13 protein-coding genes are annotated in these 10,273 nt (G+C 35.3%); 5 read left to right on the top strand and 8 right to left on the bottom strand.

Features of this window, described 5'->3' with window-relative positions:
* The 5 genes from MVY38_RS05670 to MVY38_RS05650 form a co-directional block, all read left to right on the top strand.
* The coding region (locus MVY38_RS05670) for a molybdopterin-dependent oxidoreductase (protein WP_297484226.1) at positions 1-810 on the top strand (810 nt) is incomplete at its 5' end.
* Between the two features lie 2 nt (positions 811-812).
* Positions 813-1,985: a c-type cytochrome gene (locus tag MVY38_RS05665; RefSeq protein ID WP_297484224.1), complete on the top strand. Its 1,173-nt coding sequence runs from the start codon at positions 813-815 to the stop codon at positions 1,983-1,985.
* Positions 1,986-2,001: 16 nt separating this feature from the next.
* Positions 2,002-2,487: a thiosulfate oxidation carrier protein SoxY gene (locus tag MVY38_RS05660; protein ID WP_297484222.1), complete on the top strand. Its 486-nt coding sequence runs from the start codon at positions 2,002-2,004 to the stop codon at positions 2,485-2,487.
* 51 nt (positions 2,488-2,538) lie between these two features.
* Complete coding sequence (gene soxZ, locus MVY38_RS05655) at positions 2,539-2,853, top strand: thiosulfate oxidation carrier complex protein SoxZ (RefSeq protein WP_297484220.1); 315 nt, start codon at positions 2,539-2,541, stop codon at positions 2,851-2,853.
* Positions 2,854-2,966: 113 nt separating this feature from the next.
* Entirely contained in the window at positions 2,967-3,419 is a 453-nt protein-coding gene (locus MVY38_RS05650; protein ID WP_297484218.1) for an MOSC domain-containing protein, read from the top strand.
* On the opposite strand, the gene MVY38_RS05645 is transcribed toward MVY38_RS05650, so the two are convergent.
* From MVY38_RS05645 to MVY38_RS05610, 8 genes are all read right to left on the bottom strand, one after another.
* Entirely contained in the window at positions 3,416-4,156 is a 741-nt protein-coding gene (locus tag MVY38_RS05645; RefSeq protein WP_297484216.1) for a DUF4395 domain-containing protein, read from the bottom strand. The two genes, MVY38_RS05650 and MVY38_RS05645, sit on opposite strands and share 4 nt — an antisense overlap.
* Positions 4,157-4,234: 78 nt before the next feature.
* Complete coding sequence (gene aroC, locus MVY38_RS05640; protein ID WP_297484214.1) at positions 4,235-5,308, bottom strand: chorismate synthase; 1,074 nt, start codon at positions 5,306-5,308, stop codon at positions 4,235-4,237.
* Complete coding sequence (gene rnc, locus MVY38_RS05635) at positions 5,308-5,988, bottom strand: ribonuclease III (RefSeq protein WP_297484212.1); 681 nt, start codon at positions 5,986-5,988, stop codon at positions 5,308-5,310. Before rnc ends, aroC begins: the two co-directional genes overlap by 1 nt.
* Positions 5,989-6,001: 13 nt before the next feature.
* The gene (rnhA, locus tag MVY38_RS05630; RefSeq protein ID WP_297484210.1) at positions 6,002-6,430 is read right to left on the bottom strand and encodes a ribonuclease HI; all 429 of its coding nucleotides are present in this window, start codon (positions 6,428-6,430) and stop codon (positions 6,002-6,004) included.
* Complete coding sequence (locus MVY38_RS05625; protein ID WP_297484208.1) at positions 6,405-7,451, bottom strand: hypothetical protein; 1,047 nt, start codon at positions 7,449-7,451, stop codon at positions 6,405-6,407. The genes rnhA and MVY38_RS05625 overlap by 26 nt, the downstream gene beginning before the upstream one ends.
* Positions 7,451-7,918 (bottom strand): hypothetical protein, encoded by a 468-nt coding sequence (locus tag MVY38_RS05620; protein ID WP_297484206.1) that lies wholly within the window; start codon positions 7,916-7,918, stop codon positions 7,451-7,453. Before MVY38_RS05620 ends, MVY38_RS05625 begins: the two co-directional genes overlap by 1 nt.
* Positions 7,919-7,996: 78 nt before the next feature.
* The gene (locus tag MVY38_RS05615; RefSeq protein WP_297484204.1) at positions 7,997-9,115 is read right to left on the bottom strand and encodes a YeiH family protein; all 1,119 of its coding nucleotides are present in this window, start codon (positions 9,113-9,115) and stop codon (positions 7,997-7,999) included.
* A gap of 53 nt (positions 9,116-9,168) precedes the next feature.
* Positions 9,169-10,273: DUF748 domain-containing protein (locus MVY38_RS05610; RefSeq protein ID WP_297484202.1), on the bottom strand; the 1,105-nt coding region annotated here is incomplete at its 5' end.

The raw sequence follows: 10,273 nt of genomic DNA, 5'->3' as shown, positions 1-10,273 counted from the left end.
TTTATGTCTTGTGCAGAGTGGACTGGTGTATATGTAAAAACTATTCTTGAAGACCTAGGTCTAAAACCAGAGGCAAACTGGATGCTTGCAGAGGGTGGAGACTCTTCTAAAATGGGAAGAACTATTCCTATTGATAAAGTTTTAGATGATGCTATGATTGTATGGGGTCAAAATGGTGAAGCACTTCGTCCTGAGCAAGGGTATCCTATTCGTCTTCTTGTTCCAGGATGGGAAGGTAACCTATGTGTTAAATGGCTACGCCGTTTAGACTTCGCTACTGAACCATGGTACTGTAAAGAAGAAACATCTAAATATACAGTACTCAAACCTACTGGAAAAGCTATCCAACACTTCTATGCAAATGAAGTAAACTCAACAGTAACTTCTCCATCGCCAGAAATTGATTGGTCAGACTTAAAAGATGGTGATATTGTAGAAATTGAAGGTCTTGCATGGTCTGGAATGGGTACAATTACGGGTGTTGATCTCTCATTTGACGGTGGTAAAAATTATGTCGCGGCAAACCTTAAAGGTCTAGTCCTTCCAAAATGTTGGACTCGATGGAGTTATATGCATACATATAAGAAAGGTGATGAACTTTATCTTACTTCTCGTGCAAGAGATGATGCTGGGTATATCCAACCGACAATTGACCAAGAGACACTAAAAGTTGGTGTGGAAGCTGTTTATCATAGAAATGCAGTTGAGACTTGGAAAGTTGAGAAAGACGGAAAAATTACTCATGTAGAAATCCGTTCTCAATTAGATCGAAAAGGCAAAGGCCCATTATTTATTGAAGGGAAGGCGTAACAATGTTTAAATTAAATAAAAAATTATTAATTTCAATCTCTGCGGCTGCTGCCTTATCGTTGGGTCTTTCAGCTTGTATGGATGGTGTGATGCCAAGCAGTAATCAAAGTTCTCCTGCATTAGCTTCAATAGATGGTGGCGTAAGTTACCCTGTAAAAAACAATATGACTGGTCCTTACCATGTAAACCCTCAAGTTACTAAAGATGCGAAAAAAATCTTTAATGGTCGTGTACCTACAAAAGCAGAATATGATGCATGGAACACTGATATAATGCCAGATGGTACAGGCTTACCAGAAGGTCATGGTACTGCGGAGGAAGGTAGTGACATTTATGATGCTAAATGTGGAATGTGTCATGGTGACTTTGGTTCAGGTGGCGGTGGATACCCATCACTCTCTAAAGGAAATGCATATGACTTGCATAAAACTTTAACAAATCAAAGAATCAAACCTGATGAAGATGGTCCAGTGCGTGTATTTGGTACATATTGGCCACAAGCTAGTACACTCTTTTGGTATATTAAAGATGCTATGCCACATCCACAAACAGGGACTTTAACTGATGATCAGGTTTATGCTCTTGTTGCTTACATTCTAAATATAAACGAAATGGAAATTGATGGACAAGAAGTTGATGATGAGTATGTACTTAATCGTGAAAAATTCTTAAAAATCAAAATGCCAAATGTTGATGGTTTTGAGCCTAAAATTGATGGACCACATGGTCGTGATAATGTGCGTAAGTATTTCTCAAATCCAGATAACTTTGGTGCACAAAAATACAATACAAACAATCCTGCTTCAAGATGTATGCATGATTGTCAGGAGCCAACTGCCAAAGTAGCTTACATTCAAAATGGGGGAATACATGATTTTCATCCACCTCTTTCTGAAGTAAGAGACTTGCCTGCTGTTAAACCTTCAGGAGAAGCTTTCAATGCCGCTAAAGCGTATACCGCAAACTGTGCAATGTGTCATGGAGCTGATGGTATGGGTGCGCCGGTAATTGGTGACAAAGTGGCATGGGCAGCTTATACAGCTAAAGGTATGGATAAAGTATATGCAAATGGTATTAAAGGTACTGATGCAGGTATGCCTCCAAAAGGTGGTTCAGAGCTCTCAGACAGAGAGTTTAAATTAGTTGTTGACTATATGGTTAACAAAAGTAAATAAACACAAAGGATAAACAATGGAAAGAAGAAAATTTTTAAGTATGACTTTAGGTGCAATAGCTTTAGCTGCTGTTCCTGCAAGTATTAGAGCAGAAGATTTTAGAAAATCTAAGCCAGCCGTATGGACTACTAAAAACGTAATGAATGGTAAGAAAGTAACTGAAGATGGTGTTATGGCAGCTATTAAAGCTCTTTATGGTTCAAACTCTTTAACTATGGAGGGAGTAAAATTAAAAGCTCCTGATGTTGCTAGTAATGGTGGTGCAATTCCTGTTGATTTTTCAACTGATAAAGATGTAAAAAGTATTGCAGTATTTCAAAATGCAAACCCTGAAGCTGCTGTAATGGTTGTTGATGTAAACAAATACAGTGTAAACAAATACTCTATCAAAATCAAAATGGCTTCATCTGGTACTATTACGATTGTAGCTCAAGGTAATGATGGTAAACTATATGCAGCTCAAAAAACTCTAGATGTTGCTCTTGGTGGATGTGAAGGTTAATCCTTTTTCAAAAGCAAGATAATTAAAAAAATAACTTATTAAGGAAATAAAATGGCTGGAATTAAAGCAAAAGCAAAATTAAAAAATGGTGTTGTATCTGTTAAAGCATTGATTAAAAACCCATCAATGACATACAATATGGCTGAGAAAAAAACAGGAAGTAGAGATAATGCAGACTTTATTACTCACTTTAGTGCTACTCTTAATGGAGAAGTTGTAGCTGATTTTTCAACTTCTCAGTTCTTATCTAAAAACCCTATCTTTAAATTTGAATTTAAAGGTATCGGTGCAAAAAAAGATAAAATCAAACTTGTTGCAATGAATAATCATGGTAAAACATACAAAGGTAAAGCTAAAATAAAATAATTTTAGCTTCTTCTATATAGGGGCTTTGTACCCCTATCATCTTCTCTTTTTATTCTCTCTACATTATATATTTTTTTTGCTATAATGTTAAAAATTTTTATAAAGAGCTCCATATGCATAACACTTCAGAGGGAAAAGTTTTAAACTTATATATTACAAAAGATGACATAAGAAAAACAAAAGTTTCTCTTCAAACTGCAGAAATAGATAGCAATGGCATTATAGGTGATAAATTTTATGCCAAAGATCCTGATCGTTCAATCCTAATTACCTCGCTAGATAGCTATAATTTAGCAAAACAAAACAGTATAAATATAGATACCGGCATACTTGGAGAAAATATTTTAATAGATATAAATCCCTACTCATTAGTCGCTGGAGACAGGCTACAGATTGGTAGTGCACTTTTAGAAATCACTCAAAACTGTACTTTATGCAAAGGTTTAACTACTATAAATTCAAAATTACCAAAACTTCTTAAAAATGACAGAGGTATTTTTGCCAGAGTTGTCAAAGATAAGGCTCTAATTCATACTGGCGACAGTGTTAAAATTTTAAAAAACTAAAAGTCATCATCTCCAAACTCTTTATCTGCCTCTCTTTGAAACTTTTCTTCTTGCTCTTTTTGCAGTTGTGCTTTTGTTAAAACTGCTTCGTGTAAAAACTCTCCAAAGAAGGTTTTAGATTCTGTTTTAGCAAGAAATAAATATATTCCTAGCAATAGTCCAGTAACAGTGACTATGGCAATGGAAGCTTGTAAAAAATTAAATTTTTGTATTGGCTCTTTTATACGCATTTCACACACGCCACCAGGACAATGCTCTGGATCTTTACTCATAATTGCTTTATATATCATACACCCAACACAAACACCAAAGGCATTTTCCAAAAACATCAGAGTAAGACAAAGTACACAAATCAACACTTTATAAAAAGTAATATCCCAATTAAGTACAAACCAATAAAGCATTGGTAACGATATTAGCCAACCTAGCGTCCATGCAAAGCGTTTTTGCAAACCACCTACATACTCAGGCTTTTGATTGCGTACAACATACTTGCCTAGCAACAGTGATGGAGAATAGCTTGGAGATATAGCTCTTGCTGTAAAATCAACAAATAAAAAAGCCAGATAGACTCGAGCAACAATGATATGACCATAGCCAATACCTACAAAGATTACTATCATACCCAACATAAAAAGAATACCAGCGGCTGCTCTTGCCTCTCTTTCATTTATTACTGTAACATCATATCCTGGAACATGTTCACCATATTCCCACAAAAAAGTTTTAAGATTCAAAGGTACTCCCATAATTTATAATTATAATAATTGTATCAAAGATAGGTAATCACTTGGCTAATATGAATTTTATTTATATTAGCTATAGTAGCGTACCACTCCATCCATTCTAGAGCCCATATTTAAGAGAAGCATATCCGCAATTACCAATGCAGCCATTGACTCACATACAACACTTCCTCGAATGGCTACACAAGGGTCATGTCTGCCTTTGAGAGCAAAATCAACCTCTTCATTTTCAGTTGTAATTGTATGTTGCTCTTTAAATATTGAAGGAGTTGGTTTAAAATATACATTCAGCACAATATCTTCACCATTACTAATGCCACCCAAAATACCACCAGCATGATTTGACTCAAAACCATCTAGGCGAATAGTATCATTATTCTCTGAACCATACTCACGCGAACTCAATACTCCATCGCCAATTTCAACAGCCTTGACTGCGTTTAAGCCCATCATAGCATCGGCTAAAACACCATCAAGCTTATAATAGAGTGGTTGTCCTAAGCCAATTGGAGCGCCTTTTACAACAACACGAGCAACACCACCTACAGAATCATGTGCACTCTTGGCATTTAAAATAGCCTCTTTCTGTGCCTCTTCTTTTTCCTTATCAAGAGCATAAATAATACTACTCTTTGCACGCTCATAATCAAACACTTCACTTTTAATACCAGCAACTTCACTAATACCGCTCACAACACTAATGTCCAACTTTTGAAGCATTAACTTCGCAATCGCACCAGCTGCCACACGAGCAGCCGTCTCTCTTGCAGAGCTTCTTCCTCCGCCACGATAATCACGAATGCCATATTTGTGAAAGTAGGTAAAATCAGCATGTCCTGGACGAAATACATCTTTAATATTTGTATAGTCTTTTGATTTTTGATTTGTATTATAAATAACCATAGCTATTGGAGTTCCTGTACTTTTACCTTCAAAAACACCAGAAAGTATCTCTACTTTATCAGCCTCTTTTCTTGCCGTTTCAAACTCACTCTTACCAGGTTTTCTACGATCTAGTTCACTTTGAATATAATCTTCATCAATTTCTAAACCTGCAGGAACTCCATCAAGCAGGCATCCCAAAGCTTTCCCATGAGATTCCCCAAATGTTGAAAATCGTAACTTCATTCCAAAACTATTCACTATTTTTCCTTCTTCAACATTGAAACAGCAACTTGTGCGGCCTCTTGCTGTGCAATCTTTTTACTTTTTCCATTTGCTCTAGCGTACTCTTTACCCTCAATAAAGACACCAACTTCAAACTCTTTTTTATGGTCAGGTCCTCTTGAAGCAAGCACTTTGTATTCAGGAGTAATGCCAAATCGTGCCTGAGTAAGTTCTTGTAGTGTCGTTTTAAAATCACGAAACAGAGAATCAAGTGAAATCTCTTTGTAGTTTTTTTCAATCAATCCAATGGCTATTTCATCTACTTTTTCTAATCCAGCTTCTAAATAAACTGCACCCATTATTGCTTCAAAGGCATTGGATAAGAGCGATGATTTTTCTCTTCCGCCATTATTTTCTTCTGCGTTTGAGAGTAGTATATAATCTCCTAAACGCAGTGCTCTAGCCAATTTATCAAAGCCTGTTTCATTGACTAAAGATGCTCGTATTTTTGAAAGATTTCCCTCATCAGAATTTTTGAACTTCTTATAAAGATACTCACCTACAACCAAATCAAGTACCGCGTCGCCTAAAAATTCTAAGCGCTCATTATCGTAGGGCTGTTTGTAGCTTTTATGTGTCAGCGCTTCGATAATGAGCTTTTTATCTTCAAACTCATACCCTAAATCTTTTTCTAATGTTTCTACATTTTTATGCATAATACCCTCATTTTTACAGTAAATCTTTTGCCTCTTGGGCTGCCTCTTTGGCTAAAATATCACATCGTTCATTTTCAACATGACCATCATGCCCTCGTACCCAAATAGCATGAATTTTATGCCCCTTTGCCACTTCTATATATTCACGCCAAAGATCTGGATTTTTAACTTTTTTAAAATCTCTTTTAATCCAATTCGCAAGCCACTCATTAATGCCCTTCACCACATACGAAGAGTCTGAAATAATATCAACTTCACAAGGCTCTTTTAGAGCTTTAAGCCCTTCAATAGCACCTTTAAGTTCCATTCTATTGTTCGTAGTATGAAGCTCAAATCCAGAGAGTTCTCTCTCTTTATCACCAAATCTAAGTATCACACCATATCCACCAGGTCCTGGATTGCCCAAAGCACTTCCATCACTGAAAAGAGTTATTTTCTTCACTAAATTCCTTAACAAAATCTTTGCTTAATGTGTACTCAACCATTGCGCTATCAATTGTATGGCAGGTTGTACAACGATTGAATGCAAAAGGATAACTCCCCTTACATTTCTTACACACATACTCAAAACTTAAAGTAGCATTTGCACGCCCCTCTAAGCCTATAAGAACATCTAATTCAAATATAGAACTCCCCCCTGAGAGATTTATATCTCCTCTGGCACTATAGAGCTCTTTTAAGTATCTACTCTTTGCAATTATATCTAAATTCAAATCTTTTGAGTCCATTCTCCAGAGTACTTCTGTAAGAAGCTCAGCATCATCAAGATTAAAATTTTCCCATGCTAAGGAGGGGTTTACTCGAAAAAGATACTCAAAGGTCATTAAAGCTAATTTACCTGATTTTTGATAAAGCTTTAGCAGTTGTTGCGCTTTTTCATTTTCATCAATACTATTATCATTTAATAGGGCTAAGGCATTCAAATAAGCCTTATCAAGCAATATATCTTCATTAAGCTCATCAAGAGGTTCTAAAACATCAATAGCAGCCTTATAATCTCTCATATACTCATAAACAAGTAAAAGATAGTGTAGCGCTTGAGGTGTTCTTGGATTATACTTGAGTATCTCTAAAAACATTTGATGAGAGCGTTCTAAAAAACCTGCCTTAAAATAAGTTTTTCCAAGTAAGAACATAGTTTCATAAAGATCTTCTTTTGATGTCACAGAAAGAATTTCATTATATATCTCTATACTTTTTTCATAATCACCATTTTTAGAGTAAGATGCTGCAAGTAACATCCACGATTTACGAGAGAGTTCCCCACCTGAAATAAGAATTTTAAGTTCATTTTTTGTAGGCAGCGTGCGGAACTGTTGCAAAAATTTATCAAGATGACTATTATCTTCCTTGCGTCTGTATCTGCTCCACCAATATGAAAAAAATGTAATTACAAAAATAATAGTAAAAAAGATGATGATTGAAAAAAGAGGGTCACGAAACCCAATATAAAACATATCCATTAGTCATACACCACAATAGCATAATCATTTTTTAGATTATAAAAAGTTGCTTCTGGAGTAAGTTCCAAATCCTTGAGCTTTGCTAACTGCACCAGAGAATTTTTTGAGACTTTAATGCCATTTTCTCTAAAAAATTTGCGTATATTAACAAATTTAATATCTTCAACAAACTTATACTCAAACTCCTTGTGCAAGGACATTTTGCCACAAGAGAACAAATGTTCATTAACATGTAATTGGTCAGAAGCGTACTTAATCGGAAGGTGTCCAGAGAGGTCAGTTAAAGTATCTTCAATATGCTCATGCTTTTGAGGAAGAGTATTTTTCTCTATAAACAAATACTTGTTATTGAGTTTAAGTGTAGGAGTATTTTTCCAGTATTTATATGCTGGGTTAGAGATACCCAGCTTCACATATACTTCACGCCACAACCAAAATGAGTTCAGTGTGTTTGGAAGATATGACATAAAAACTCCTAAAAAACTATATTAAATAGATTATATAATCTTTTGCTAAATAGTTTTATTAAGAGTTCAAAAAATCTATTAAAGAATTGCAGTAACTGCTTTTGTCACAACAAAACCACCAAGAACTAGCCAAATAAACATTGAACCTGCTGTATAAACAGGTGCAAGTCCAAGCCCTTTAAATTTTGCAAAAATTGTTCCCATACCTAGAGCTGTCATCGCCATTGTTAAAAGGAAGGTATCTATTTGGTTGATCGTTCCAACGATTGCATGTGGAACCAAGTCAAGTGAATTAAATCCTGCCATACCAATAAAATAAACTGCAAACCAAGGAATAACAAGTTGCAATTTATCGCCTGCTTTACCAGACTTTTTCGCTTGCATAGAGAGATAAATTCCTAAAAGAATGAGCATTGGAGCAATCATAATAACACGCGTCATTTTAACAATAACCGCAGAGTTTGCCATCTGTGTGTGGAGTGCTTCTGGAGACATTGTCACACCACCGACAGTTATGATGTCATGAATAGTTTTTGTTGGAATGGATGCAGGAACAGCCACGACTTGTGCAACTTCATGAATTGTACCACCAGTATAAATACCAAACTGCTCAGGTGTCATATGCAAGAACCCTTGTGCCGGTTCAATAATAGATGCATATAAAACAGGATACAAGAACATTGAAATCGTTCCAAAAAGAACAACCATAGAGACCGCAACCGCAGTCTTATAGCCTTCTGCTTTTAGTACAGGTTCTGTTGCCAAAACTGCGGCAGCACCACATACTGCACCACCAGCAGCGGTAAGCATAGAAGTTTCTCTATCCATTTTAAATGCTTTTATACCAAGATATGTCCCGAGTAAAAAAGTTGTTGAGAGCATAATAAGTGAAACTGTAAATCCGCTCAAACCTACATCCATAATTTGTTGGAAAGTTATACGAAAACCATAGAAAACGATTGCAAAACGCAATATTTTCTTTCCTGAAAATGTTATACCTGTCCCCCATGCACTAGGAATATGATTATGCAGAGTATTTGCATAAAATATACCAAGAACAATACCAATTACAAGTGGAGAAATCCCGAGTGATTTGAAAAATGCGATTTGCGCAATAGCAGTTGCTGCTGCTGCAAAAATTGCAACAAAAATGATACCAGAAATAGTACCTTGCCTATTTTCTTTTGAAAATGCCATAGATTACCTTTTATTGAAATAAGAAAGAATTATAGCAAATTTTTATGATACTTTTACTGAACAGCTAAATTTAATTCCAGATTTACAAAGCCTCTTTCACTCTGAACCTCCCTTGTTCCCTTACTTACATGGATTCTGTTAAGTGGTATATTTTTCTCTTTATTGAGATATGCCACTAAGTTTTTTACCCTTAATTTAGCTAAATTCTTAAGTGCATATTTGTCCACTTTCATCATGGCTATACATGCTGAAATAAGCTCTTTTCTATACTCTTTACCTGCTCTAGTTCGTAGTTTTTCTAACTCTTTTTTTGTTGCGTTATCTAAGTAAATTTCTTCAAGCATATCTAGCGTCATTGCACTTTGATGCTCATCTCTGTTTTTAAGCCCACTTTTTTGCAACACTAAAGCTATAAGTTTCTCTTTTTGAAGAGCCACTTTATCACTTTGTTTATCATATACGCCCTTGACTTTGAGTAGTAACTTAGGTCTTTTAAGCATTATTTTTGCAAGTCTATCCATTTTTTCTCTTTGCATTGGAGTAATATCACTACGACCATCTTCAAACGCAACATATTCCAAATCCTCACTTTTTATACCAAGCATAGCACCCAAAAATTTGAATGGTGCTGTCACAGCGCGTGTAATTAAATTTGTAAAAGTATTCCAGACCAACTTACCATATTTAAAATCTGGTTTATCAACATCACCATCAATTGGCATATCAATATCTATAACACCCTTATCATCTTCTAAGAGTCCAACCACAAAACCCAATGGAAGATGTGTAACATTTTCATCTTTTACTTCATTACCTAGCTCAATTTTCTTAATTACAATGCTATTACTTGCTTTTAGTTTTGCATCTCTAATGTCATATCCAAGATCTAAAAATAGTTTTCCAGAGTCTATCTCATAACCCGCGAACTCTGCGCTATACCCACTCATAGTAGTCAAATCTAGATTTTTAAAATTCATATTTATATCAGTAAATTTTTTAGGGTTCAAGCCATCAATGCTTCCTTGTATACGAGTAGAACCATATTTATCAATATCTCCATGAAGATTTATTAATGTATGTTCACCTTTCATGTTTGTAAATGAATAAATCACTCCATTTAAATTATGAATATTAGTTTTAAATTTTATTGGTATTGAG

The sequence above is a fragment of the Sulfurimonas sp. genome (genome assembly GCF_027056685.1).
In the GTDB taxonomy this organism is placed as follows: Bacteria; Campylobacterota; Campylobacteria; order Campylobacterales; family Sulfurimonadaceae; genus Sulfurimonas.
Note: the sequence above shows the minus strand (reverse complement) of the source record. Positions and strands in the feature narration are given on the sequence as shown.

Excerpts from the sequence above, each read along its gene's own strand:
- MVY38_RS05665 (WP_297484224.1), top strand. The coding sequence starts at position 813 with ATGTTTAAATTAAATAAAAAATTATTAATTTCAATCTCTGCGGCTGCT.
- MVY38_RS05660 (WP_297484222.1), top strand. The coding sequence starts at position 2,002 with ATGGAAAGAAGAAAATTTTTAAGTATGACTTTAGGTGCAATAGCTTTA.
- soxZ (WP_297484220.1), top strand. The coding sequence starts at position 2,539 with ATGGCTGGAATTAAAGCAAAAGCAAAATTAAAAAATGGTGTTGTATCT.
- MVY38_RS05650 (WP_297484218.1), top strand. The coding sequence starts at position 2,967 with ATGCATAACACTTCAGAGGGAAAAGTTTTAAACTTATATATTACAAAA.
- rnc (WP_297484212.1), bottom strand. The coding sequence starts at position 5,988 with ATGCATAAAAATGTAGAAACATTAGAAAAAGATTTAGGGTATGAGTTT.
- MVY38_RS05625 (WP_297484208.1), bottom strand. The coding sequence starts at position 7,451 with ATGGATATGTTTTATATTGGGTTTCGTGACCCTCTTTTTTCAATCATC.
- MVY38_RS05620 (WP_297484206.1), bottom strand. The coding sequence starts at position 7,918 with ATGTCATATCTTCCAAACACACTGAACTCATTTTGGTTGTGGCGTGAA.
- MVY38_RS05615 (WP_297484204.1), bottom strand. The coding sequence starts at position 9,115 with ATGGCATTTTCAAAAGAAAATAGGCAAGGTACTATTTCTGGTATCATT.